24 protein-coding genes, 1 tRNA gene and 1 riboswitch are annotated in these 24,666 nt (G+C 65.1%); of the genes, 15 read left to right on the forward strand and 10 right to left on the reverse strand.

Annotated features, from left to right (window positions below; translation table 11 throughout):
- Positions 1-78 precede the first annotated feature (78 nt).
- Positions 79-194, forward strand: a riboswitch (S-adenosyl-L-homocysteine riboswitch).
- 32 nt (positions 195-226) lie between these two features.
- From ahcY to metF, 3 genes are all read left to right on the forward strand, one after another.
- Positions 227-1,645, forward strand: a complete 1,419-nt coding sequence (gene ahcY / locus HWX39_RS21605) for an adenosylhomocysteinase (RefSeq protein ID WP_175969895.1) — start codon at positions 227-229, stop codon at positions 1,643-1,645.
- A gap of 162 nt (positions 1,646-1,807) precedes the next feature.
- The gene (locus HWX39_RS21610) at positions 1,808-2,161 is read left to right on the forward strand and encodes a phage holin family protein (RefSeq protein WP_011882923.1); all 354 of its coding nucleotides are present in this window, start codon (positions 1,808-1,810) and stop codon (positions 2,159-2,161) included.
- Between the two features lie 25 nt (positions 2,162-2,186).
- Positions 2,187-3,017, forward strand: a complete 831-nt coding sequence (metF, locus tag HWX39_RS21615; protein WP_175969896.1) for a methylenetetrahydrofolate reductase [NAD(P)H] — start codon at positions 2,187-2,189, stop codon at positions 3,015-3,017.
- An 89-nt stretch (positions 3,018-3,106) separates the two neighbouring features.
- On the opposite strand, the gene HWX39_RS21620 is transcribed toward metF, so the two are convergent.
- Complete coding sequence (locus HWX39_RS21620) at positions 3,107-4,585, reverse strand: amidase family protein (protein ID WP_175969897.1); 1,479 nt, start codon at positions 4,583-4,585, stop codon at positions 3,107-3,109.
- Positions 4,586-4,665: 80 nt separating this feature from the next.
- Positions 4,666-5,358 (reverse strand): dienelactone hydrolase family protein, encoded by a 693-nt coding sequence (locus HWX39_RS21625; protein ID WP_175958258.1) that lies wholly within the window; start codon positions 5,356-5,358, stop codon positions 4,666-4,668.
- A gap of 512 nt (positions 5,359-5,870) precedes the next feature.
- Between HWX39_RS21625 and HWX39_RS21630 the strand changes: the two genes are divergently transcribed.
- Positions 5,871-6,950, forward strand: coding sequence for a nitronate monooxygenase (locus tag HWX39_RS21630; RefSeq protein ID WP_175969898.1), 1,080 nt, complete (start codon positions 5,871-5,873; stop codon positions 6,948-6,950).
- Positions 6,951-7,366: 416 nt separating this feature from the next.
- Positions 7,367-8,509 (forward strand): branched-chain amino acid ABC transporter substrate-binding protein, encoded by a 1,143-nt coding sequence (locus tag HWX39_RS21635; protein WP_175969899.1) that lies wholly within the window; start codon positions 7,367-7,369, stop codon positions 8,507-8,509.
- Positions 8,510-8,597: 88 nt separating this feature from the next.
- Here the strand turns inward: HWX39_RS21635 and HWX39_RS21640 are convergent, their stop codons facing one another.
- Entirely contained in the window at positions 8,598-9,815 is a 1,218-nt protein-coding gene (locus HWX39_RS21640) for an MFS transporter (RefSeq protein WP_175969900.1), read from the reverse strand.
- A 223-nt stretch (positions 9,816-10,038) separates the two neighbouring features.
- On the opposite strand from HWX39_RS21640, the gene HWX39_RS21645 reads away from it, so the two are divergent.
- The 3 genes from HWX39_RS21645 (at position 10,039) to HWX39_RS21655 (ending at position 12,756) form a co-directional block, all read left to right on the forward strand.
- Entirely contained in the window at positions 10,039-10,698 is a 660-nt protein-coding gene (locus HWX39_RS21645) for a pyridoxamine 5'-phosphate oxidase family protein (protein ID WP_175969901.1), read from the forward strand.
- A gap of 365 nt (positions 10,699-11,063) precedes the next feature.
- Complete coding sequence (locus HWX39_RS21650; RefSeq protein WP_006491875.1) at positions 11,064-11,357, forward strand: H-NS histone family protein; 294 nt, start codon at positions 11,064-11,066, stop codon at positions 11,355-11,357.
- Positions 11,358-11,598: 241 nt separating this feature from the next.
- On the forward strand, positions 11,599-12,756 hold the full coding sequence (locus tag HWX39_RS21655; RefSeq protein WP_175969902.1) for a cation diffusion facilitator family transporter: 1,158 nt from the start codon (positions 11,599-11,601) through the stop codon (positions 12,754-12,756).
- A gap of 48 nt (positions 12,757-12,804) precedes the next feature.
- Here the strand turns inward: HWX39_RS21655 and HWX39_RS21660 are convergent, their stop codons facing one another.
- The 3 genes from HWX39_RS21660 to HWX39_RS21670 all read right to left on the reverse strand — a co-directional run bounded on the left by HWX39_RS21660 (position 12,805) and on the right by HWX39_RS21670 (position 14,655).
- Positions 12,805-13,275, reverse strand: a complete 471-nt coding sequence (locus HWX39_RS21660; RefSeq protein WP_006477376.1) for an Lrp/AsnC family transcriptional regulator — start codon at positions 13,273-13,275, stop codon at positions 12,805-12,807.
- 79 nt (positions 13,276-13,354) lie between these two features.
- Positions 13,355-14,014 carry an exonuclease gene (locus HWX39_RS21665; protein WP_175969903.1) on the reverse strand — a complete coding sequence of 220 codons (660 nt, stop codon included), beginning with the start codon at positions 14,012-14,014 and terminating at the stop codon, positions 13,355-13,357.
- Positions 14,011-14,655, reverse strand: a complete 645-nt coding sequence (locus HWX39_RS21670) for an MBL fold metallo-hydrolase (RefSeq protein ID WP_175958251.1) — start codon at positions 14,653-14,655, stop codon at positions 14,011-14,013. The genes HWX39_RS21665 and HWX39_RS21670 overlap by 4 nt, the downstream gene beginning before the upstream one ends.
- A gap of 655 nt (positions 14,656-15,310) precedes the next feature.
- Between HWX39_RS21670 and HWX39_RS21675 the strand changes: the two genes are divergently transcribed.
- Complete coding sequence (locus tag HWX39_RS21675; protein ID WP_175969904.1) at positions 15,311-15,922, forward strand: septal ring lytic transglycosylase RlpA family protein; 612 nt, start codon at positions 15,311-15,313, stop codon at positions 15,920-15,922.
- A 109-nt stretch (positions 15,923-16,031) separates the two neighbouring features.
- Here the strand turns inward: HWX39_RS21675 and rsmI are convergent, their stop codons facing one another.
- Positions 16,032-16,913 carry a 16S rRNA (cytidine(1402)-2'-O)-methyltransferase gene (gene rsmI, locus HWX39_RS21680; RefSeq protein ID WP_175969905.1) on the reverse strand — a complete coding sequence of 294 codons (882 nt, stop codon included), beginning with the start codon at positions 16,911-16,913 and terminating at the stop codon, positions 16,032-16,034.
- A gap of 46 nt (positions 16,914-16,959) precedes the next feature.
- On the opposite strand from rsmI, the gene HWX39_RS21685 reads away from it, so the two are divergent.
- From HWX39_RS21685 to HWX39_RS21705, 5 genes are all read left to right on the forward strand, one after another.
- Positions 16,960-17,388 carry a YraN family protein gene (locus HWX39_RS21685; protein WP_175969964.1) on the forward strand — a complete coding sequence of 143 codons (429 nt, stop codon included), beginning with the start codon at positions 16,960-16,962 and terminating at the stop codon, positions 17,386-17,388.
- A gap of 126 nt (positions 17,389-17,514) precedes the next feature.
- Complete coding sequence (locus HWX39_RS21690; RefSeq protein ID WP_175969906.1) at positions 17,515-18,099, forward strand: SIS domain-containing protein; 585 nt, start codon at positions 17,515-17,517, stop codon at positions 18,097-18,099.
- Positions 18,100-18,116: 17 nt separating this feature from the next.
- Positions 18,117-18,917: a BON domain-containing protein gene (locus tag HWX39_RS21695; RefSeq protein ID WP_175969907.1), complete on the forward strand. Its 801-nt coding sequence runs from the start codon at positions 18,117-18,119 to the stop codon at positions 18,915-18,917.
- The gene (locus HWX39_RS21700; protein ID WP_175958246.1) at positions 18,914-19,276 is read left to right on the forward strand and encodes a c-type cytochrome; all 363 of its coding nucleotides are present in this window, start codon (positions 18,914-18,916) and stop codon (positions 19,274-19,276) included. The genes HWX39_RS21695 and HWX39_RS21700 overlap by 4 nt, the downstream gene beginning before the upstream one ends.
- A 66-nt stretch (positions 19,277-19,342) precedes the next feature.
- Positions 19,343-19,418: transfer RNA gene (locus HWX39_RS21705), tRNA-Ala, on the forward strand.
- 608 nt (positions 19,419-20,026) lie between these two features.
- Here HWX39_RS21705 and HWX39_RS21710 read toward each other — a convergent pair.
- The 3 genes from HWX39_RS21710 to HWX39_RS21720 form a co-directional block, all read right to left on the reverse strand.
- Entirely contained in the window at positions 20,027-21,961 is a 1,935-nt protein-coding gene (locus tag HWX39_RS21710; RefSeq protein WP_175969908.1) for a tetratricopeptide repeat protein, read from the reverse strand.
- 75 nt (positions 21,962-22,036) lie between these two features.
- A complete protein-coding gene (locus tag HWX39_RS21715) occupies positions 22,037-22,651 on the reverse strand; it encodes a hypothetical protein (RefSeq protein ID WP_175969909.1) in 615 nt (204 codons plus the stop codon).
- The gene (locus tag HWX39_RS21720; protein WP_175969910.1) at positions 22,648-22,872 is read right to left on the reverse strand and encodes a hypothetical protein; all 225 of its coding nucleotides are present in this window, start codon (positions 22,870-22,872) and stop codon (positions 22,648-22,650) included. The genes HWX39_RS21715 and HWX39_RS21720 overlap by 4 nt, the downstream gene beginning before the upstream one ends.
- 192 nt (positions 22,873-23,064) lie before the next feature.
- On the opposite strand from HWX39_RS21720, the gene HWX39_RS21725 reads away from it, so the two are divergent.
- On the forward strand, positions 23,065-24,549 hold the full coding sequence (locus HWX39_RS21725) for a gamma-glutamylcyclotransferase family protein (protein ID WP_175969911.1): 1,485 nt from the start codon (positions 23,065-23,067) through the stop codon (positions 24,547-24,549).
- Positions 24,550-24,666: the final 117 nt, after the last annotated feature.

Consider the following 24,666-nt stretch of genomic DNA (forward strand, 5'->3'; position numbering starts at 1 on the left):
GCGCCGCCGCCGCGCGCTTGCGCCGTGTGTGCGCCGCGCTTGCGCATTTTGCGCGCCGATTTGCTACAATCCTCTCCGCTTTCCGAGGAGCGTTGCGACGGACCATCCTGCGTCCGCCAGGCTCGGAAGGCTTCACCAAGCAGCCGTGCGGCACAACCGCACCGGTTCCGCTTCCTGAACGGCGCTCACGTCACCAATCTAGAAACTTTTTAGAAAGGAGGGCGTGATGAACGCCATTATCGATTCCAAAGCTTCCAACGATTACGTCGTCGCCGACATGGCGCTGGCCGGCTGGGGCCGCAAGGAACTGAACATCGCCGAGACCGAAATGCCGGGCCTCGTGCAGATCCGTGACGAATACAAGGCACAGCAGCCGCTGAAGGGCGCGCGCATCGCCGGTTCGCTGCACATGACGATCCAGACGGGCGTGCTGATCGAGACGCTGAAGGCGCTCGGCGCGGACGTCCGCTGGGCCTCGTGCAACATCTTCTCGACGCAGGACCATGCAGCCGCCGCGATCGTCGAGGCCGGCACGCCGGTGTTCGCGTTCAAGGGCGAATCGCTCGACGAATACTGGGAGTTCTCGCACCGCATCTTCGAATGGCCGAACGGCGAATTCGCGAACATGATCCTGGACGACGGCGGCGACGCAACGCTGCTGCTGATCCTCGGCGCGAAGGCCGAGAAGGACCGTTCGGTGATCGCGAAGCCGACCAACGAGGAAGAAGTCGCGCTGTACAAGTCGATCGCGAAGCACCTCGACGCGGACCCGACCTGGTACTCGACGCGCCTCGCGCACATCAAGGGCGTGACCGAAGAAACCACGACCGGCGTGCACCGCCTGTACCAGATGGAAAAGGACGGCCGCCTGCCGTTCCCGGCGTTCAACGTGAACGATTCGGTCACGAAGTCGAAGTTCGACAACCTGTACGGCTGCCGTGAATCGCTGGTCGACGGCATCAAGCGCGCGACCGACGTGATGATTGCGGGCAAGGTCGCGGTCGTCGCGGGCTACGGCGACGTGGGCAAGGGCTGCGCGCAGTCGCTGCGCGGCCTGGGCGCGACCGTGTGGGTCACCGAAATCGACCCGATCTGCGCGCTGCAGGCGGCGATGGAAGGCTACCGCGTCGTGACGATGGAATACGCGGCCGACAAGGCCGACATCTTCGTGACGGCGACCGGCAACTACCACGTGATCAACCACGATCACATGAAGGCGATGCGCCACAACGCGATCGTCTGCAACATCGGTCACTTCGACTCGGAAATCGACGTCGCGTCGACCCGCCAGTACCAGTGGGAAAACATCAAGCCGCAGGTCGACCACATCATCTTCCCGGACGGCAAGCGCATCATCCTGCTGGCGGAAGGCCGCCTCGTGAACCTCGGCTGCGCGACCGGCCACCCGTCGTTCGTGATGTCGAACTCGTTCGCGAACCAGACGCTCGCGCAGATCGAGCTGTTCGTGCGCGGCGGCGAGTACGAGAACAAGGTGTACGTGCTGCCGAAGCACCTCGATGAAAAGGTCGCGCGCCTGCACCTCGCGCGCATCGGCGCGAACCTGTCCGTGCTGTCGGACGAGCAGGCTTCGTACATCGGTGTGCAGAAGGATGGCCCGTTCAAGCCGAACCACTACCGCTACTGATCCGATGCGCCGCTGCCGCGGTGCCGTGCGCGCGTCGCCGACGTGCGCACGGTACGGCGGCACGGCGCCGGATCGCCGGCTGCCGCGGCGCGCCTTCGGGCACCCGCGGCAGCCGGCGGCGGCTACTGATCGTACCGATCGACAACCGAACCGGAGCACTCCATGAGCGTCATCCTCACCTGGGTCATCAACGCGCTCGCGCTGCTGATCATCACGTACCTCGTGCCGTCGATCCACATCAAGAGCTTCGGCACGGCGCTGATCGTGGCGGTCGTGCTCGGCCTGATCAACACGGTGATCCGTCCGGTGCTGATCCTGCTGACGCTGCCCGTCACGATCGTCACGCTCGGGGTGTTCATCCTCGTCGTGAACGCGTTGTGCTTCTGGTTCGCGTCGTCGCTGCTGAAGGGCTTCGAGGTGTCGGGCTTCTGGTCCGCGTTCTTCGGTTCGATCCTGTACAGCATCGTGTCGTGGCTGCTGTCCGCGCTGATCTTCGGTCAGCGCGACATCGGCTGAGGCCTGAGCCTGTTCCCACCGAATCATGAAACCGATCGAACTCTCGTTTGAATTCTTCCCGCCGAAGACGGCGGAAGGCGTCGAGAAGCTGCGCGCCACGCGTGCGCAACTGCTGCCGCTGAAGCCGAAATTCGTCTCCGTGACGTTCGGCGCCGGCGGCTCGACGCAGCAGGGCACGCTCGATACCGTGCTCGACATGCAGAAGGACGGCCTCGAGGCCGCGCCGCACCTGTCGTGCATCGGCTCGTCGCGCGACAGCCTGCGTGCGATCCTCGACCAGTACCGCTCGTACGGCATCCGTCATATCGTCGCGCTGCGCGGCGACCTGCCGTCCGGGATGGGTGCGGTCGGCGAGCTGCGCTATGCGTCCGAGCTCGTCAGCTTCATCCGCGCCGAGCATGGCGACTGGTTCCACATCGAGGTCGCCGGCTACCCCGAGTACCACCCGCAAGCGCGCTCGCCGAAGGCCGATCTCGAGAATTTCGCGCGCAAGGTGAAAGCCGGCGCGAATTCCGCGATCACGCAGTACTTCTTCAACGCCGACGCGTATTTCCGCTTCGTCGACGATGCGCGCAAGCTGGGCGTGGACGTGCCGATCGTGCCGGGCATCATGCCGATCACGAACTTCTCGCAGCTGATGCGCTTCTCCGAGATGTGCGGCGCCGAAGTGCCGCGCTGGGTCGCGCGCCGGCTCGAGAGTTTCGGCGACGATCGCGAGTCGATCCGCGCGTTCGGCGCGGACGTCGTCACGAGCCTGTGCCAGCGTCTGGTCGACGCGGGCGTGCCTGGGCTGCACTTCTATACGCTGAACACGGCGGCCGCGACGCGGACGATCTGTGAACGGCTCGTCGTGTAGGCGCGCTCACGCGATTGCATGTGGAAAAGCCCCGCCGGTTTGTGCCGGCGGGGCTTTTTTTCGAGCCCTGCGGAGCGGCGCCGCGTGCGTCAGCGCCGCGCCTGCATCAGCGGCGGGCGGCGGTCGAACCACGGCCGCGCCTGTTCGAGCTGCCGGGCGAGCCTGAGCAGCAGCCCGTCGTCGGTGTGGCGCGCGGCGAACTGCACGCCGATCGGCAGCCCGCGCGCGTTCCAGTAGAGCGGCACCGACATCGCCGGCTGGCCGGTCAGGTTGAACAGCTCGGTGCAGCCGGCCCACGTGAACGCCTTTTCCGACGACTTCGCGAGCATTTCCTTCAGCAGCGGCTTCACCGGCAGCGCGGCGAGCACCTTCATCTGCGCCGATTCGAACGGCGTCGGCTGCAATTCGCCGATCTTCACCGGCGGGCCCGCGAGCGACGCGCACAGGATCGCGTCGTAGCGCGACACGAGGCCGGCCACCTGCACCGTGAGCTGGCGCTGCCATTCGAGCACGTCGGGCAGGCGCGTGCGCGCGAGGCGCCGGCCGACCACGGCCATCGCCCACGTCGCGGCCTCGAATTCGCCGCGCTTCGGCGTGCGGCCGGTCAGCGCGCGCGCACCGAGCACCATCTCCTCGGCGATCGTCGCCCATAGCGTGAGGAAGGTTTCGGCCGCGCGCGCGTAGTCGACGTGCAGCGTCGCCGGCTCGACATGGTGGCCGAGCGATTCGAGCAGCGCGGCCGCGTCGTCGAGCGCCGCGCGCGTGTCGTCGGCGAGCGCCGGCGCGAGCATCGGGTCGAGCACGAGGCCGATCCGCAGCGGGCCGGGCGGCGTGTCGAGCTCGCCGAGGAACGTGCCGGGCGAGCCGGCCGGCAAGGTCTGGCCGGTCGTCACGTCGAGCAGCAGCGCGCTGTCGCGCACGCTGCGCGTGATCGCATGCTGGACGATCAGCTCGCCGTTCGAAGGCAGGTCGACGAGTACCGGGTTGCGGCTCGGCTTCAGTCCGAACAGCCCGCAGCACGATGCGGGAATGCGGATCGAGCCGCCGCCGTCGGACGCATGCGCGATCGGCACGATGCCGGCCGCGACGGCCGCCGCCGCGCCGCCGCTCGAGCCGCCGGGCGTGTGATCGAGACTCCACGGGTTGCGGCACGCGCCGAACAGCTCGGGTTCCGTGTACGGCATCTGGCCGATCTCCGACGTGTTGGTCTTGCCGAACACGTTGAGACCGGCCGCGCGGCTTCGCGCGATCACCGGCGAATCGTCGGCGGGCACGAAATACCGGTAGTGCCGGCTGCCCATCGACAGCGGCAGCCCGGCCACCGCCGCGCCGAGATCCTTCACGAGATAGGGCACGCCGGCGAACGGCGCGTCGGCGCCGCCGTCGGGCGTGGCGGCCGCCCGCTGGCGTGCGGCTTCGTAGTCCTGCAGCACGATCGCGTTGATCGCGCCGTTGACCGCTTCGGCCTGGCCGATCGCGGCGTCGAGCAATTCGCGCGGGCTCGCCTTGCGTTCGCGTACCAGCGTGGCGAGGCCGATCGCGTCATGCGCGAGATAGTCCGAGTGCATCGCAGTCACCCCCGTTGTGACCCGTGGCGATGACAGCAGCATAACGCGGGCCCGGTGCGCGGGCCCGCGGCCGGCCGTTTTTAGAGGTGCTCGGCGAGGAAGGTCAGCGTGCGGCCGTGCGCGAGCGCCGACGCGCGCTGGTTGTACGACGCGCGGTCCGTGCAGTTGAAGCCGTGCTCGGCGCCCGGATACACATGGAACGACGCATGGCCGTGGCCGGCGAACGCGGCCTTCACCTGTTCGACGGCCGTGAGCGGGATTCCGTGGTCGTTTTCCGCGTAGTGGAACAGGATCGGCTGCGTGACCTTGCCGGCGAGGTCGAGCGCGTTCTGGATGCCGCCGCCGTAGTAAGCCACTGCCGCATCGATCTTGCCGGTCGCGGCCGCGCGGTACGCGAGCTGGCCACCGAAGCAGTAACCGATCGCGGCGATCTTGCCGGCCACTTCGGGGCGCGCGCGCAACGCATCGGCGGCCGCGCCGATGTCCGCGACCGCGAGACCCACGTCGGTCTTTTTCATCAGTTCGATGCCTTTGTCGCGATCCGCGCCTTCGTAGGTCAGCTCGACGCGCGGCTGCGTGCGCCAGAACACGTCCGGCGCGAGCGCGACGAAGCCGTCGGAGGCGTACTGGTCGGCGACCGCGCGGATGTGCGAGTTCACGCCGAAGATCTCCTGGATGATGATGACGGCCGGGCCTTTGCCGCGCTTGGGCAGTGCGAGATAGCCGCCGAAGCTGTCGTTACCGGTGGGGATGTCGATCCATTGGGCAGTCACGTTCTGAACTCCTGGCGAACGGGGTGCGCGATGCGCGCCCCGGGGTGGAAGAGGGCTAGGGCTTGCTCCCGCTAATGACGGACTTGCGAACGTGCGTTGCCGGCCGTCGTGCGAGGCGCGAGGCGCGCCGTTTGGCCGAGCCAAGCAAGCGGCGATCGACGCCGTAATACGGTCGGTAACGCACGTCCCCCTGACTGGAAAAATTCATGCGTGGAGCGGGCCCCGGAAGGGCCGATCGCGGCGTCATGCTCGTCGCGAATCCGTCGGGTATTCGCTTCGCTGCAATCCTTGCGCTCGGCCCTTCCGCGGCGGGCCGGCGCAAGCCCGTCATTAGCGGGAACAGGCCCTAGAGTGTGCCACCGATCCCGTGTCGTTGCAGGGTACGCGCCCGCTTCTCGCGCAGCGATCGTTTCGATCTCGATTATTCATTTTTCGGCGCTGCGCCACTTCGATAAAGTCGATGTGCCGGCCTTTACAAAGCGCTTTCGCGCATCGTCATCGAAGGATTCGCCATGTCTGCCCGTGTGTTTTCCACGCCTTTTTCCGAACGCTTCGGCCTGCGCCTGCCGCTCGTGCAGGCGCCGATGGTCGGCGCGACCACGACCGCGATGGTCGCCGCCGCCTCGAATGCCGGCGCGCTCGGCAGTCTCGGCGCCGGCGCGTTCGCGCCCGAGCGCCTCGCGACCGAAGTCGAAGCCATTCGCGCGGCGACCGATCGCCCGTTCGCGATCAACCTGTTCGTGCAGCCGGACGCCGCGCCCGACGCGGCGACCGTCACCCGCGCATTGGCCGCGATCGACCCGCTGAACGCGGCGCTCGGATTGCCGCCGGGCACCGCGCCCGCGCGCTACGCCCCCGACTTTCGCGCGCAGCTCGATGCACTCGTGGCGTTGCGCGTGCCCGTGGCGAGCTTCACGTTCGGCGTGCTCGATGCCGCCGATGTCGCGCGCCTGAAGGCCGCCGGCACCTACGTGATCGGCACGGCGACGCACGTGGCCGAGGGGCTCGCATGGCAGGCGGCCGGCGCCGACGCGCTGTCCGCGCAAGGTGCCGAGGCGGGCGGCCATCGCGGCACGTTCATCGGTTCCGCCGATGACGCGCTGATCGGCACGCTCGCGCTCGTGCCGCAACTGGTCGACGCGACCGGCCTGCCCGTGCTTGCCGCGGGCGGCATCATGGACGGCCGCGGGATCGCGGCCGCGCTCGCGCTCGGCGCGCAGGGCGCACAGCTCGGCACCGCGTTTCTCACATGCACGGAAAGCGCGATCGCGGCGGACTGGAAGGCGCGCCTGCTCGCAAGCGCCGATACGTCGACGCAGGTCACGCGCGCGATCACCGGCCGCCACGCGCGCGGGCTGCGCAACACGCTGATGGCGCGGCTCGGCGAGCGCATGGCCGACGTCGCGCCGTACCCGGTGCAGAACGCGCTCACGCAGCCGCTGCGCCAGGCCGCCGCACGCGCCAACAACGGCGACTACCTGTCGCTGTGGGCCGGGCAGGGCGCACCGCTCGCGCGACGGCGCGGCGACGCGCTGACGACATCGCAGCTCGTTGACGCGCTCGATGCCGAATGGCGTGCGGCGGCTGCCTGAATCGTTCATATCGGACGATGAAACGCGCGTTGTCACGCGCGTTTCACTCAATGATCACGGGCACAAAATACCGAATCGAAATGCCCCCGGAATGTTTTGAAACGACCTTTCGGCAGGCCGCCGAGAATTAGCGGAAACCCTTATCAGGCGGGGCTTGCAGCGATGTTCGAGTCATCATTCCAAAGTACGCATATCGGTAGTGTTACCACTACCCCAAAAAAGTCCCACAAATTAATTTGATCACCTACACTTGCGCGCAAGTACGGACGGGCGGCTGCTAAAAGCGGCGGTTTTCACGTGCTTGAGGCCAAGTGCATGAACGATGCAACCGGCGAATCGTCCAGTGATTGCAAACACAGGGATGGCAGCGGGGCACCGGGCGATGGCGTTTATTGGGACCGAAACTGGAGACTTACATGAATATCAAGATGCAAAAGCTGCTGCCGATCACCGCTGCGGCGATGCTGTGCGTTGCAGCTGCAAGCAACGCGGCCGCCGATCAAGTCGTCAAGATCGGCCACGTCGCGCCCTTGACGGGCGGCATTGCACACCTGGGCAAGGACAACGAGAACGGTGCGCGTCTCGCAGTCGAGGAGATCAACGCGAAGGGTCTCACGATCGGCGGCCAGAAAATCACGCTGCAACTCGACCCGCAGGATGACGCTGCTGACCCGCGGCAGGCCACGCAGGTTGCGCAGAAGCTCGTCGACGACAAGGTCGTCGCGGTGGTCGGCCACCTGAACTCGGGCACGTCGATCCCGGCCTCGAAGATCTACAGCGATGCAGGCATCGTGCAGATCTCGCCGTCGGCGACCAACCCGGCCTACACGCAGCAGGGCTTCAAGACCACGTATCGCGTGGTGGCCACCGATGCGCAGCAGGGCCCGGCACTCGCGAACTACGCGCACTCGAAGGGCATCAAGAGCGTGGCCGTGGTCGACGATTCGACCGCGTACGGCCAGGGTCTCGCGAACGAGTTCGAGAAGAAGGCCAAGGCGCTCGGCCTGAAGGTGATGTCGCATGACGCGACGAACGACAAGGCGGTCGACTTCCGCGCGATTCTGACCAAGATCAAGGGCGAGAATCCGGACGCGATCATGTACGGCGGCATGGACGCCACCGGCGGCCCGTTCGCGAAACAGGCGAAGCAGCTCGGCCTGCGCGCGAAGATCTTCGCGGGCGACGGCGTGTGCACGGAAAAGCTGGCCGACCTGGCCGGCGACGCGACCGACAACGTGGTGTGCTCGGAAGCCGGTGCTTCGCTCGAGAAGATGGCGGGCGGCGCAACGTTCAAGGCGAAGTACGAGAAGCGCTTCGGCCAGCCGATCCAGATCTACGCACCGTTCACGTATGACGCCGTGTACATCATCGTCGATGCGATGAAGCGCGCGAACTCGACGGATCCGGCGAAGATCCTCGCCGCGATGCCGGCGACGAACTACTCGGGCGTGATCGGCACGACGACCTTCGACTCGAAGGGCGACCTGCAGCACGGCGTGATCTCGCTGTACAACTACAAGAACGGCAAGAAGTCGCTGCTCGACGAAGTGAAGATGTAACCCGAAAAGCGGTCAACAGAAGGGGTGAAAGCGCGCATGCGGCAACGCATGCGCGCTTTCTTTTTAGGCTGGCACCGGCCGCGCCCCGTCAGATCTTCAGCCGCGCGAGCACCTTCGGCGCGACGGCCGCGACGAGCGCCGCGCACAGCGCGACGACGGACAGGCCGATCGTCAGGTTCGCGGCCTGCGCGACGGCGCCGATCACGACCGGACCGAACAGCATGCCGAAATACGCGAGCCCGGCCACGTGTGCGAGCCCTTCGGCCGCGTGGATGCCTTTCACGCGCGCGGCGGCCGCGAACAGCACCGGCATCATGTTCGCGAGGCCGAGCCCCATCATCGTGAAGCCGGTCAGCACCGTGGCCGGATACGGCAGCAGCAGCGCGCCGATCATCCCCGCGCAGGCGAGCGACGCGCTCGCGAACACGAGCTGCGGGGCGCCGAAGCGGGCGCGCACGGCGTCCCCTGCGAAGCGCGCGATGGCCATCCCCCCCGAGAACGCGGCATAGGCGGCGCTGGCGAGCGCGGGGCTCGCCGCGACGACGTCGCGCATGTAGACCGTCGCCCAGTCGTACATCGCGCCTTCGGCGATCAGCGCGACGAGCGCGATCCCGCCGAGCATCCACAACGCCGGCGAGCGCCAGCGGTTGCCGCCGCCGTGCGCGTGTTCGTGGTGCGGCACATGCGGCAGCACGGCCGGGCTGGCGACCGCGAGCACCGTCGCACTGGTCGCCGCCGCGAGCGCGAGATGCACGGCCGGCGCCATGCCGGCCGACAGCAACGCGCCGCCGGCGGCCGCGCCTGCCATGCCGCCGATGCTGAACATGCCGTGCAGCGACGACATGATCGGCCTGCCGATCGCGATTTCGACCGCGCTGGCCTCGGCGTTCATCGCGACGTCGAGCGTCGCCATCGAGAAGCCGAACAGCGCGAGCACGGCGAGCAGCAGCGGGTAGTCCGGCACGACGAGGATCAGCGCCGCGCAGGCCGACATCACGAGCCCGCCCGCGAGGCACGCGGTGCGCGAGCCGACGCGCGCGATCCAGCGCGCGATGGTCAGCATCGCGGCGATCGAGCCGACGGCGACCGCGAACAGCGCGATCGACAGCAGCCCGGGGCTCAGCGCGAACTTGTCGCGTACGGTCGGCACGTGCACGCCCCACGACGCGAACATCATGCCGGCGACGAAGAACAGCGCCATCGACGCCGCGCGCGCCCGCTGGCGGGCCGGCAGCGACAGCACGCGATGCGCGTCGGGCGGCGCGGAGAACGGGGACGACGATTCGGGGGAGGAGGATTCGGACACGGCAACGCTCATCAAAAGTCATGCACGGACGCACGCGGCGCCCGTCGGATCGGTCCGATTCTATCGAACCGCTTACGATCGTGCCGGGCGATGGCCGTTTGGCCGATGATCCGGCGACTGCCCGGTGACCCGCGTTCGGCCGATGCGCGGCGCGCCGCGCCCGCGGGTAACATCGAAGCGCATGGCGTGCCTGGCGCGCCACCTTTCGACCGCAGGAGTCCTCTTGAACATCGATCCCGCTCTCGCCCTGCATCTGCTGCACCGCTGCGCGCTCGGCACGCTCGCCACCCATTCGCGCGATCCGCAGGGTTTCCCGTATCCGACGGTCGTCCCGTTTGCACCCGATGCAAGCCATCGTCCCGTGATCCTCGTGAGCGGCCTCGCGGAGCACACGCGCAATCTGGCCGCCGATCCGCGCGCGGGCTTCCTCGTCGTCGACGCACCCGGCGGCGACGTGCTGAATGCCGAGCGCGCGACGCTGCTCGGCCGGTTCGTGCCGCTCGGCGACGATCCGCACGTCACCGCGCGCTACTGTCGTTATGAGCCGGACGCCGCGCGCTATCTCGCGCTCGGCGATTTCACGTTCTGGGCGCTCAGCGTCGAGCGGCTGCGCTATATCGGCGGCTTCGGGCGCATGGGCTGGGTCGACGGCACGCATCTCGATGGGCTACCGCCGCTCGCGTTCGATGAGGAACAAGCGCTATGGGACGCGTACGATGCAGGCAATGCGCGCCGCGACGGGCTCGAATTGCTCGGTGTCGATCGCCACGGCGCCGACTGGCGACATGACGGCCGCCGCGTGCGTACGCCGTTCGATACGCCATTGGCCGATGCGGGCGAATTGCGCGAGCGGCTGATTGCGTGCGCGCGGGATGTGACGTGACGTCGCGGATGCCGGCTTGTCCGCGCTTTGTTCGTTCAGCGAGTCGCGCCATCCGATTTTGGTAAAGCTGTCGTCTGATGAAAGCTTTGATTTTTCGAATGCAGGGTAATTGCGTATGTTGATAGGCCTAATAGGCAATGGCTAATGTCCTAATCTCTGTGTAGGAACGTAAAAATTTGAGAAAAGGCCGCGGCCGGTCAAAATGACACGCGTGAATTTCAATTGAGCTCGGGATTTTCATGAATCTCTCTTCTATCAAATCTTTTTTGTGCTAATCTCTGCCTTCGAAAATCCGAGGCACATATATTTCATGAATGGTGAGCTGGCTGCAGACCGGCGCCATTGGTCAGATAGAAAGGGAAACTATGTCTTCTTACAAGGACCTGCTGGCCCAGCGGGAGAAGCTGGAGAAGCAAATCGAAGAAGCGAAGTCGCGTGAATACGCTGAAGTGCTGAATGACGTGAAGCAGAAAATTGCCGACTACGGCTTTTCGCTCGCTGAACTCGGTCTCAGCCGCGCGAAGGCAGGCAAGGTTGGCCGTCCGCGTGCAGGCGTTGCCGCGAAATACCGCGATCCGGAAACGGGCGCGACGTGGTCGGGCCGCGGCAAGCCGCCGCGCTGGATCGCGGGCAAGAACCGTGAACAGTTCGCAATTTAAACGTTTGTTTAAATAGCCTGCTCTTCAAAAGAGCCGCGTGTCCGTTGAGGAGCGCGGCTTTTTTGTTTTCAGCGGTCGCCACGCGCATCGCGTCGTCATGAAAATGTAATGATCCGGTGCGAATGGAAATGCGACCCGTTCGCATAAGCGGTTGATTTAAATAAGAAATTTGTGGGTATTGGCGCGGCTCACGGGGCGCCCTTGATAGAATTGGGTATCGCACACCGATATCCCATATTTCATGTCCACGTTTTCCGGCGACGCGCAGAGCGCAGATAAGCACGCGGTTGCACGCAAGAGCACGTTCGTCAGTATTGTGCTGAATGTCGTGCTTGCGACATTTCAGATCGTCGTTGGCGTGATTGCGCATTCGCAGGCATTGATTGCCGACGGGGTGCATTCGGTTTCCGATTTGATCTCGGATTTTGTCGTGCTGGTTGCGAATCGGCATAGTGGCGCATCGCCGGATGCCGACCACAATTACGGACACAGCCGCTACGAGACCGTCGCATCGCTGTTTCTCGGCGCGATCCTGATTGCGGTCGGCGTCGGCATGCTCTGGCGGGCCGGCGACCGTCTCGTTAATCTCGAAAACATTCCGGCGATACATTTTTCCGCGCTGCTCGTCGCGCTGACGGTGCTCGTGTCGAAAGAGGCGCTGTTTCGCTACATGCTGCGCGAAGCGCGGCGCGTTCGCTCGGCGATGCTCGTCGCGAACGCGTGGCATGCGCGCTCGGATGCCGCATCGTCGCTCGTCGTCGCGATCGGCATCGTCGGCAGCCTGGCCGGCGTGAAGCTGCTCGACCCGATCGCAGCGGCGATCGTCGGCTTCATGGTCGCGCGCATGGGCTGGACGTTCGGCTATGACGCGTTGCAGGACCTCTCCGACCGTGCGCTCGATACGACCGATACGGCCGAGATCCGCGCGCTGCTCGCGGCGACGCCCGGCGTGCGCGACGTGCACGACCTGCGCACGCGCAAGATGGGCGATGCCGCGCTCGTCGACGCGCACATCCTGGTCGACCCGAAAATCTCCGTCTCCGAAGGGCACTACATCGCCGAGACCGCGCGTGCGCGCGTGCTGACCGACTCGCGCGTGCTCGATGCGCTGATCCACGTCGACCCGGAGAACGACGCGGCGCGCCGTCCGGCGCTCGCGCTGCCGCCGCGCGGCGAGATCGCGGCACGGCTCGAGGCGGCGCTCGCGCAGCGCGGGCTGCGTGCGGCGGCAATCAACCTGCATTACCTGAGTACGGGGCTCGAGATCGACGTGACGCTTGCCTGCGATCCGCACGACACCGACGCGGCGCTGGCCGGCCGGCTCGACGCCGACGCGTTGAAGCGCGAGTTCGGCGTGCGCCGGATCGGCTTCACGCGCACGATGCCGGCGCAGGCGTGACCCGCCGCGGGCACGCGCGACGTCCGGCCGCCGGCGCGTGCCGGTGCGTTACAGCGGCAGTTGCGTGTCGAACTTGATTTCGCGCAGCACGACGCTCGTGCGCACCTGCGACACGGCAGGGATCTTGAAGATGCGCTCGTGCAGGAACACGTCGTAGGCCTTGATGTCCGGCGCGACGATCTTGAGGATGTAATCGGCTTCGCCGGTCGTGCTGTAGCACTCGGTGACTTCCGGGCAGGTCGCGATCTCGCGCTCGAACTGCTCGACGCCGCCTTCGTTGTGGCGGGTCAGGTGCACGTGCGCGAGCGCGCAGACGTGCAGGCCGAGCTTCTCGCGATCGAGCAGCGCCGTGTAGCGCTGGATCACGCCCGACTGTTCCATGTCCTTGATGCGGCGCCAGCACGGCGTGCTCGACAGGCCGACCTGGTCCGAGATTTCCTGGACCGAACGGCGCGCGTCGAGCTGCAACAGGCGAAGGATTTTTTGCGAAAAGGAATCGAGCGTCACCTGCGCCTCCATGCGGCAACTACAACACGCTGAATGTTAGAGGGCCGGGAAAGGAAAGGCAATCAGGCGTCGCGTTGTTGAGCAAGATTCGCTAATTTGCTCGCGGATCAGTGGGGTTTTGTCCCGCCGCTGCGTTTTCCGATCGATCGGTGTCCGATACCGCGAGGCCCGCGATCGCGGCCTGCTGGCGGCGCAGGTCGGCCAGCATGTTGCAGAACAGCGCGCCTTGCTCGATCGCGTCGTCGAGCGCGACGTGCGTGTGCGGATGGTCGTCGAACCAGTGCTTCGGAAAACGCGGCTTGATCGCCTTGCGGTACGGCAGGCCAGTCATCGCGAACGCGAGCGTCTTGATGTCGAGCGCCGACCACGAGAACGGGCAGCGCCCGGCGAAGCGCATCATGTACCAGAACATGAACGTGAAATCGAAGCCGGCCGGCATCGCGACGAACACCGGCTTGCCGGGCAGCGCCTCGACCCAGTCGACGTACGCGATCAGCGCCGCTTCGGGCGCTTGCAAATCCTTCCGGCACGCGGCCCATGCTTCGGGCTCGGTCTTCCACCACGCTTCCTGCACCGGGTGCGCCTGCGCGTCCGGCAGCGTTTCGAGGTTGGCCGAGAACGTCGCGATCAGCTGCTTGTCCTCGGTGTAGGCGGCCGACGCGAAGCTCAGCATCGAGTGCGGGCCGGGAATCGGGCCGTCGGCCTCGACGTCGGTGCTGACGTAGATTTCCTGGATGGCGGTCTGGTTCATCCGAACACCTTGTCGGACACGAACGGGTTCGTGCGGCGCTCGTCGCCGAACGTCGACACCGGGCCGTGGCCCGGCACGAACGTCACGTCGTCGCCGAGCGGCCACAGCTTCTCCTTGATCGACCGGACGAGATCCTCGTGATTGCCGCGCGGGAAATCGGTACGGCCGATCGAGCCGGCGAACAGCACGTCGCCGACGATCGCGACGCGATGCGCGCGGCTGAAGAACACGACATGGCCCGGCGTGTGGCCCGGGCAGTGATAGACCTCGAGCGTCTCGTCGCCGAACCGCACGGTGTCGCCGTCGTTCAGCCAGCGGTCGGGCTCGAAGGTGTCGGCGGCCGGAAAGCCGAAGCGTTCGCTCTGCATCGGCAGCTTCTCGATCCAGAAGCGCTCTTCTTCCTGCGGCCCCTCGATCGGTACGCCGTAATGCGTCGCAAGCGTCTTCGCGCCCGCGCAGTGATCGATGTGCCCGTGTGTGAGCAGTACCTTCTCGACCTGCACGTTCTGTCGCGCGACTTCCTGTTCGATCCGGTCGAGGTCGCCGCCCGGATCGACGACGGCGGCGCGGCCCGTCTTCTCGCAGACGAGCAGCGAGCAGTTCTGCTGGAACGGCGTGACCGGAATGAGCGTGACTTTCATGGAGGCACCGGCGGCTAAAAGGAGCGATTGTACCGGTCGCGCGTGCTGCCTGCCGCCCGCGTGGTGCATCGCGCGACGCGTGTCTCCGGGCAATCCCGGAGCATGTCGATTGTTACCGCCATAGAGAGAATCAATGGTCCGGCCGGGCCGCTTTTCGAGATGGCGTTTTGATTTATGTATAATGCGCCCCATTGCGCGTGAATTTCACGCAATTCGCTGGTGTTTCGGCCCCGTTAAAAGGGGCGTCGAAATCACCGTCAAGCATCAGCCGCCGGGGAGTCCGGCGGTGTATCCAGCACCGAGCATTCGGTGCTCACGTCTTGTCCGGCCGGGTGCTGCGCGCCCGCCTGCGGCCCTGCTGCCGCGCCGCCGGATGAGGCCTGTGCCGCCGTTCCCGTGCGTTGGTCGTATCGACGCGCGCGAACGTGAAGCCATGTTCGATGGCGGCATGTGGGGTCTGGTCAGGCTGTTGGGGACAGGTTGCGCCAGACGTGAAAGCTAATCAGGACGGTTGCGGCATAGACGAAAGCCGCGCCCATGCTAGCCGCCTGCTCGAATTCGAGCGGGGCGTGCACGCATTTGCCGTCCGGGCCGCGTATGTGCGCTGTGAAGCAGCGTCGTGAAGGAGCGGCCCGAACCAGAAGGCGACACGTCGATGAACGTACGATTTCCGAGTCGATTCGGGACCATTGCATTATTTTTTGCGTTGACGGGCTGTGCGGTGCCACCCAGCCAGACCACCGGTAGCGCGAACCAGAAGAACGCGGTCGACAAGACGGCCGCTGCCGCCAAGGCGGACAACGACAAGCAGCAACTGAATTTCGATTCCGCGCTGGCATCGATGCCGGCTGCCGACAGCAAGGACGCGAAGAAGCCGTTGCTGGCCGACGCCGAGCCGATCGACGGCAAGGATGTGTCCGACTTCCGTCAGACGGGTCGCGCCTCCTGGTACGGGCGGGATTTCCACGGTCGCCGCACTGCGAACGGCGAGCGTTTCAACATGAACGCGCTCACTGCCGCGCACCGCACGCTGCCGCTTTCGTCGTACATCAAGGTGACGAACGCGTCGACCGGCAAGTGGGTCGTCGTGAAGGTCAACGATCGCGGGCCGTTCAAGCGCGGCCGCGTGCTCGACCTGTCGTATGCGGCCGCCAAGTTGATCGGCCTCGTGCACGCCGGCACGGGCCGCGTGAAGATCGAAGGGCTGTCGCCGCAGGAAGCGCGCGAGGCACGCGACGAGATGCTCGCGTCGGTCTCGACGAAGTAACGCGGCGGATCCGTCCGCTCATGCAAAAGGGCTGCCCGAGGGCAGCCCTTTGTCTTTCCGCCGCCGCGCGATGCCGGCGCCGGTTTCCCGGTGCTGGCCGTCGCGCGCGTCAGTGCTCATCCTTCAGCGCAAGCGCTCGCGCATACAGTGTGTTGCGCGACGCGCCCGTCAGCGCGGCCGCGAGCTTGGCCGCGCTCTTCACCGGCACCTCTTCCAGCAGCAGCTTGAGCAGCGCGTCGTGCGCGGTGACGTCGGCTTTGCCGCTCGTCGCCGGCGCGCCTTCGACGACCAGCACGAACTCGCCGCGCTGCCGGTTCGCATCGCCGGCGAGCCAGGTCTGTCCTTCGGCCAGGGTGCCCTGGAACAACTGCTCGTGTAGCTTGGTGAGTTCGCGCGCGATCAGCAGCCGGCGCGCGGGGCCGAACACATCGGCGAGCGCGGCGACGGTTTCGGCGATCCGGTGGGGCGCCTCGTAAAACACCAGTGCATACGGATGCGATACCAGCGCCTGCAGCGCGGTCGCGCGCTGCTTGGCCTTCGGCGGCAGGAAGCCCGCGAACGTGAATGCGCCGGCCCAGCCGCCGGCCACGCTCAGCGCGGTCACCGCCGCGCTGGCGCCCGGCAGCGGGATCACCGCGAAGCCGGCGGCGCGCACCGCGTCGACGAGCCGCGCGCCGGGGTCCGAGATGCCGGGCGTGCCGGCGTCGGATACGTAGGCCACGCGTTCGCCGGCGCGCAGCAGTTCGATCACGCGTTGCGCGGCTTCGCGTTCGTTGTGCTCGTGCACGGCGACGAGCGGCTTCGAGATCCCGTAGCGGGCGAGCAGCTGGCCCGTGTTGCGGGTGTCTTCGGCCGCGATGCGATCGGCGAGGCCGAGCACGTGCAGTGCGCGCAGCGTGATGTCGGCGGTGTTGCCGATCGGCGTGGCGACCACGTAGAGCGCGGCGCTCGGGTAGTGCTGCGTTTGCGCGAGTTCGAGGAGGGCAGTCATGGCAGGCAATGCGCGCAATCGCGGCGCAGGCGGAACAAGGACGGCATTGTGCCACGCGGAGGCGGCGCGGCCGGATGACGGGCGCGGTTTGCCGCGCGCGGGCGACAACTTTTCCGGTGCGGCACGATCCAAACCGGTCGGCGCGGCATTCGAGCAGCGCGCGCGGCAGTTTCTCGAACGCCGTGGCCTCGTGTTCGTCGCGGCGAATGTGACGATGCGCGGCGGCGAGCTCGATCTCGTGATGCGCGAGCCCGACGGCATGCTCGTGTTCGTCGAGGTGCGCGCGCGGCGCAGCACCCGGCATGGCGGCGCGGCCGCGAGCGTCGACTGGCGCAAGCGGCGGCGTCTGGTTGCGGCTGCGCTCCAGTTCTGGGCGCGGCACGGCGCCGGCGCCGCGTGCCGCTTCGACGTCGTCGCTTTCGAGGCCGGCCGGCTCGCGTGGCTGCGCGACGCATTTCGTGCCGACGATGCGTAGCGGCGAGCTGTGACGAGATGTAAAGAGTTCTTGCCGGACCCCCGGAGAGGGCGCCGGAGTACGGTAAACTCGCCGCACCCACGATGACGCGCGATGCGTGCCACGCGCCCAGTTCACCAGGAATCGATGTCAGTCGAACGTATTCAGCAACATTTCCGCGACAGTGCCGCGCTTCACGCCGAAGCGGCCGACGCGCTGTCGCTGCCGATCGCAGCCGCGGTCGATGCGATGTTCGCCGCGCTGGCGAACGGCAACAAGATCGTCGCCTGCGGTGACGGCCCGTCGGCCGCCGCCGCGCACTACCTCGCCGTGTCGCTCGTCGGCGGCTTCGAGCGCGAGCGCCCGGGCCTGCCCGCGATCGCGCTGGCCACCGACGCGTCGCAGGGCGGCCTCGCGGGCGCGGTGTCCGCCGAACAACTGTTCGCGCAGCAGGTACGCGTGCTCGGCCAGACCGGCGACATCCTGCTGGTGCTCGATCCGGCCGGCGCGTCGCCGCGCGTGCTGGCGGCGATCGACGAAGCGCACGAGCGCGAGATGACCGTCGTCGCGCTGACGGGCGGCGACGGCCATGCGGTCGCGGCTGCGCTGCGTGATACCGATATTCCGATCAGCGTGCCCGCCGTTCGCGCGGCGCGCGTCCACGAAGTCCATCTGCTGACCATCCACTGCCTGTGCGACGGCATCGACGCGATGCTGCTGGGTGAGGATTGAACGAAGGAGAGCCGTCGATGAATCAAAGCCGCGTCAAACAGACGCTCGTCAGAACCACGCTGCTGGCTGCGCTGACGGCGGGCCTCGCCGTGTCGCTGCAGGGTTGTGTGCTCGGGGTCGTGGGCGCAGCGGCCGGCGGCGGCGCGCTGATCGCGACCGATCGCCGTACGCTCGGCGCGCAGACGGAGGATCGCGAGATCCAGGTCAAGGCGCTCTCGCAGATCAACAGCGGGCTGCCCGACCAGTCGCACGTGAACGTGACGGTGTTCAACCGCCGCGTGCTGCTGACGGGCGAAGTGCCGAACGATGCGTCGAAGCAGCGCGCCGAGGAAATCGTGCGCGCCATCAACAACGTGAACGGCATCGTCAACGAGCTGTCGGTCGAGCCGGCGTCGTCGCTGTCGTCGCGCGCGAACGACTCGTACCTCGAAGGGCGCGTGAAGTCCGAACTGATCGCGACGAAGGGCATCTCGGCGAACTACTACAAGGTCGTCAGCGAACGCGGCAACCTTTACCTGATGGGGCTCGTGACGGTAGACGAGGGCAATCGCGGCGCGGAAGCGGCCAGCCAGGTGCCGGGCGTCGAGAAGGTCGTGAAGGTGTTCCAGTACGTGAAGCCGCAGGATGCGCAGGCGCTGCAGAACGCATCGCCCGCGAGCGGCGCATCCGGCGCGCAGGCTGCCGCCGCGCCGGCGGATACCGCGACGGTGGGCGCCGTGCCCGACGCGTCGGTGCAATCCACGCCGTTGCAGCCGCCCGCGCCGATCTCGAATTCGTCGAACGTGCATCCGGGCAACCCGAAGGCCCCGTCGCAATGAAGAGCATGCAGATGAAGCAGATGAAACAGTGGATGGTGCAGGGCGTCGCGGCCGCGGCGCTCGTGGTGGGGACGCTGGGCGCCGCGCACGCGGATGTCGGCGACGGCCTGAAGGTCGCGCGCGGCAACGCCTGCATGGGCTGCCACGCGGTCGACCGCAAGCTCGTCGGCCCGTCGTTCAAGGATATCGCCGCCCGCTACAAGGCCGATCCGCAGGCCGTGGCCAAGCTGTCGAAGAAGGTGAAGGAGGGCGGTTCGGGCGTCTGGGGCGCCATTCCGATGCCCGCGCACCCGCGCATGAGCGACGCCGACGTGCGTTCGGTGGTCGAATGGGTGCTGGCTGGCGCGCCGTCAAAATAAGGTTTCAGGGGCGATTCAACCCCTATTGCCAAGCGCAGAAATGCGTGTGTATGATGGTTGACTGTTGGGGCGGTAGCTCAGCTGGGAGAGCGTCGCGTTCGCAATGCGAAGGTCGGGAGTTCGATCCTCCTCCGCTCCACCAATAGATCCGAAAGGCTCGATCGCAATGAGACAGGGAGCATATTTTTGCCCCAAGTGCAAAGATATGCTTCCCTGACAAAGTGCAACGTTATGCTTCTCGAACAACAAAGCCGGCCTTGTGCCGGCTTTGTTGTTTGGGTGCGACTAGATGGGGCGCCGTGGCGCTTCAGGGAATGGCGCGGGCGAGTGTATGCGAACCTCAGTTTGAGTTTTGGGTGCCGGCTCAAGCCGGAGCGCGGCTCAAAAAGCGTTCTTGGTGGGTTTCCATGGACGTCGCTTGACGACCCGAAGCGGTCCCTCGCCACGGATGTAGATGTGACCGCTTTCTGGAGCCAAACGGCCGTTGGCAGCGAGCCTCTGAACCTGACAAATGATGGTGTGTCGGCGTCAGCGCTGGATGAGCCTGTGCGCTGAGGCTGGTATTGCTCCCGCGCTTGCCGGGAGGAGCGTTCCCGACGCCGATCCGATGTAGCGACCGCTATGCAGATGCTTTGACTCCGGTCCGTACGCCGGGGCATGGTGTTCCGTTACATAACGCCAGATCCTGCTGTGAATCCCGTTATCAAAAACGTCGCTTTTCGCCAGTTGTTCGCGAGCGATAGAGTTTGCTCACTGCAAAAGTGCGTTCACTTGAGAGACGAGCTCGTGGTCAGGAAAGCGCTCACAGGCCACTGACCAAACCTGCTTCGCCTTTGCATGGTCGCCGCTGTTCCAGTGCACTCCGCCGAGCTCGAACATTGCAGCAGCATATTCAGGATCTAGGGTGACCGCCCGATGGAAGGCGTCGATCGCCTGTTCGACCTGCCCAAGATGCGCGTATGCCACGCCGACCTGAAACCAACTCATTGCGTCTGGCTGAAGCGCTTTAGCCTGCTCCAAGAGGATCGGTACACTTTCGTCAAAGCGGTCTAAAAAGTTCAGCGCCGTTCCAAGGCAATAGCCATAGTGGCCGCCTTCGAGATCGTAGGCCTTGCGAAAGCAGCGTTCAGCCTCCACCCAGTCCCCGTTCTCCTGTGCCCAATGGCCGAGGCGATCCCACGGCAATGCGGCGCCATCCGCGCTGACGTGAGCGATATGGCGGTCGAATTCATCCCTGAATTCGGCGTAGGTTTTCTTGAGGTCATAACCCTGTCCTCGCAAGTAGAAAATACTCATTAGCAACTCCCATCGCCCTTGCGAGTCGTCAGGATGGGCTTGGACGTAGCGCTGCCAGAAGGCCCGAGCGTGCACTGCGTTGTCGATCGTGGTGCGGCCGAAACTCGCCACTAGTCGTAGGCACCACGGCCAAATCCATTCGTAGCGGTCGGCCTGACTGATTAGAGCATTGATCTCGCGGAATGCAGCTGAGCCCTGGTCGAGGTTGAACAAGACGTTGACGCGCCACCCGGACACCGCCGTCATCTTTCCCTGGTTGCGATCTACGAATGCGACTTGGTCGAAGTGATTCAGAGCTTCCTTGTAACGGCCGATCCGAACGAGATGGTTGCCCATAGCATTGTGGGCCTCGGCCAGATTCGAATCCAGCCGCAGCGCCTCACGATAGTGCTCAACGGCTGAATCTTGATCGCCGAGTTGCTCGAAGCTCGTGCCTAGATTCTTGTGGATCTGGGCCGCCAACTCGGAGGCGCCTATAAGTCCTGGATCTGCAAGGGCGGTTTGATAGGCCAACTTGGCCTGCTCATCGTCGGGAATCGCCGAGTATGCGTTTCCAATGGTGTAATGCAGGCTGGCAGCCTGAAAGCGGCCACTTGCGAGTTGCCGCTGGAAAAACGCGATGCCCTCGACAATCCGCTCTGGATGAAGAGTTCGGCGCGCCATGCCGAGATTGATCTCCGACATATAGAGGATGCCAATGAAGTCGTGATCAGCACCGAGCGCTGCGGCGAACCGCTCGAAGCTTGCGCTGATCACGTCGTCTGCATTCTGGTCATAAAGCTGCTGCAGCAGTGTCGCCGCTTGGAGCTGATCCTCCGGGACATGGACCACCGGTACGGCGTCCAGGACGGCGTTGGGTAAGTCTTTAGGACCGGCGGAGGTTTGAGCGACCCGACGGTCCCGCGAAGACTTGGCGCCGGACCGCGCGAGCGCGGCCACCTTACACAATTGATCGATCGTCATCTCGCGCGTGAAGGTGACGGTGACCGAGCTTTGGTCCGTCCATGAACGCCCGCCGTGCTCGTATTGCTGCAGGACAGCGTCGGCTAGGCAGATGCGCAACGTACCCGTCGGGACGTGGTAGCAGGCGTAGAAGCTGTACGGCTGCATCAGCAGGTAGTTCAGGTTCGCGCGCTCGACGGAGACACTGAGCGACCCGTCGACATTCAGGTTCCGGGCTGTACCTTTCACCTGAACATGCACGCGGACGTTTGTCGCCAGACCGCCCGCGACGACCTCAATCTGGCAGTCTGTGCCGTAGTCCTTGCGGTCCGACGCCTGAAGGATAAAACAACCGCTGTCGGCCAGCCGCTTTTGGAAGGCTGCAAGAGCTTGGTCCTCTATTTCGTGGTTCTTATCACGGCGCGGTAGTTCGTCGAACGGATTCATAAGTGTCTGTCTATCGTAGGCGGTCGGCGATGCGTTCCAGTCTCATCGATCGTCATTGTCAAAGGCATGATCGCATCAGCCGTAGCCAGGCTCGGATACCGCACCGGGCAGCTTGTCGGCTCGACCCCAAAATCTTGCACAGGCGCCGGCATAGCGGATGACGTCCTCGGGTCGGATAAGGAGCTGCTCACTCTCCTCGGAGTTCGACGGAAGAATGTCAATGTATCGCGAGGGATGGTGGGTCCAACGTTCCGGTGCGTGAGCGCGTAGATCGTTCAGCGAAGTCCCATCGCCATGGCGATAGACGTTCGCGACGAGGAACATCTCTACAAGACTGTCGCAGATGCCGCTGAGATCGACACCGCCTTTTGCGGCGCATTCGGGAAGGTGCTCGCGAAACAGCTCCCGACCGGGCTTTTTGCCGGCCACGCCGAGGCTGCGCCCCCATATGCGCAGCTGACGTTCAAAGAGGCCGGCTAGAGTGAGGGTAAATGCCTTAGCAGCTTCGTTCGCGGTATGGTTATCGACCTGCGCCGCCGCACGATTGAGGAACTCGTTCATCGATGCGGCTTCGCCGAATCGAAGCTCGGCGTGGATCGGCAGCGCGTTTAAGCCAGGCCTGATCAACCGCTGAAAGAGACGGTCGGTGTTGGCTTGGAACACCCTTGGAAGATTGTCGCCCGGAATCATAGGAGCGCGCCCTCAGCGTTGTCCAACGCGGGGGGCTCGGTCATGGCCGCGAAGTTCGACAGCGTGACGCCGACCAGCCGAATGCCTTTCTGCAGCGGGTAGACCGAACTGATCAGCGCGAGGCTCGCCCCGTGGCCGACAGCCACCGGCTTACCCTGCAGTGTTCGGTTATCCCGTTGCTCGACCGGAGCATAGAGAGCGTTCATGTCATCGCGGATCATCTTGCGAACCTACCTTCAACCACAGCGATGGACGATAGCATGGGGCATGAACAAAAGGGATACATGACTCCGAAGGACGCCGAGAGCGACGCCTGGTTCGCCCGTTTGCATCTCCGCTGTTGTTTGCGCAGAGTTATAGTGGCCACGAACGAAATTGTTGCTTGAGGCCGCCCGCCTCAAATGGGAGCCAGCATGCTGAAGGCCAGCGAAGAGGAGATCGAATCCATCCGGGAATACTTCGAATGGCAAGCCCCCGACCTAGAAGTAACCTTCATGCAAAAGGTCTACTCCGAATCGGTGCTGAACACGTGCCACGACGTGTGGGACATACACACCAACAAAGATCGATGGTGGGTCATCACTGGCGGCACCAACCTCTATTCCCAGCAACAGTTCCCTAATATGGATCTGGCGCTGACCTTCCACATCGGTCTGATTCTGCGTATCCCCCGCACCGAGCAGGACCAAGGCGACGACATGCGCCTCCTTCCGTTCGGGCCAGTCTTCGAAATGATGGAAGAGGCCGGCGATGCAGTCAGCCACGCCCACAATCTCGCGGACTACCAGGCGGTTGGTGTTCGTTGCCGAGAGACTTTGCTTGAGTTGATCGGCGTCGCCCAAGACGCCGCGGTCTGGACGGAAACGCCACCTCAGCGCGCCAATTTCCGCGAGTGGTCGGAAATCATCTGCAACGCTCTCGTGCCCGGCAATAGCAATCGGGAGCGACGCGGTGCATTGAAAGGTGCGCTCGATAGCGCTTGGACGTTCTCCAATTGGCTGACGCATGCAAAATCAGCTACCTGGCTCGATGCCGACTTGGCGCACACGTTGATTCAGCATGCCATCGGTATGGCCACCTCCCTGATCCTTCGTGAGCTACGCGGCGTGCCAGAGGCTTGTCCGAATTGTGGATCGCCCGATCTTGTGCCCGAAAAGGGCGAAAACACTGCGGCTCCGGCCGTGGTCTGGGAACGACCGCGATGCGCCGACTGCGGATGGGCCGGCAGACCTGTTCCAATCTTTGATGCCGAGAACGTGCGACCACTCATAACCCGCGAAGGCAAAGAGACCCATGACCACAGCATCATGACCGTGCCGTTGCGTGCCATCCAGAAGCCAGGCGATCCGGCGGTCGAAGCATTACAAGGCGCAGTGACCGGGCCGCCGGAGCCCGCCGAATATTTCGCTTATGGATCGAACATGGCCACTGCGCGGCTGCGGCAACGAATTCCGAGCGCCAAGCCGCTGGGGGTCGCCACCCTCCCTGGGCATGAACTGCGGTTTCACAAGCGTAGCAAGGACGGTTCGGGGAAGTGCAACGCGTTCGCGACGGATGACAATGAGAGCACTGTGGTCGGTGTTCTTTTCTGTTTTGATCCATCAGAACGTAGAAAGCTCGACGCTGCTGAGGGTACCGGTAAGGGTTATGACGCCGCCATAGTGACGGTCGTCAATGACAAGGGCCGCAGGCGGAAGGTCCTGACATATATCGCCTCGAACGACGCCATCGACGAAAGCCTGCGGCCTTACAGTTGGTACAAGGATCATGTCTTGGCTGGCGCTCAGGAACATGGCCTCCCGCAGGACTACCTCGATGAACACATCGCGATGGTTGAAACGGTTGAGGACCCCGACGTCGCAAGGGCCTCAAAGGAGCGCGCGACGTACTCCACGTAGCCCGAATTGCGTCACACACACTGTGCGGCTCGGCGTTGCGTCCCGTCTCTCTCCCGGTCCTCCTCGCCAGCAGCCGCGAGGAGGAAACGGGTTTGCGCGGCCCTTCGCGAACCGCGA

This window comes from Burkholderia sp. BCC0322 (assembly GCF_902833045.1).
Classification (GTDB): domain Bacteria; phylum Pseudomonadota; class Gammaproteobacteria; order Burkholderiales; family Burkholderiaceae; genus Burkholderia.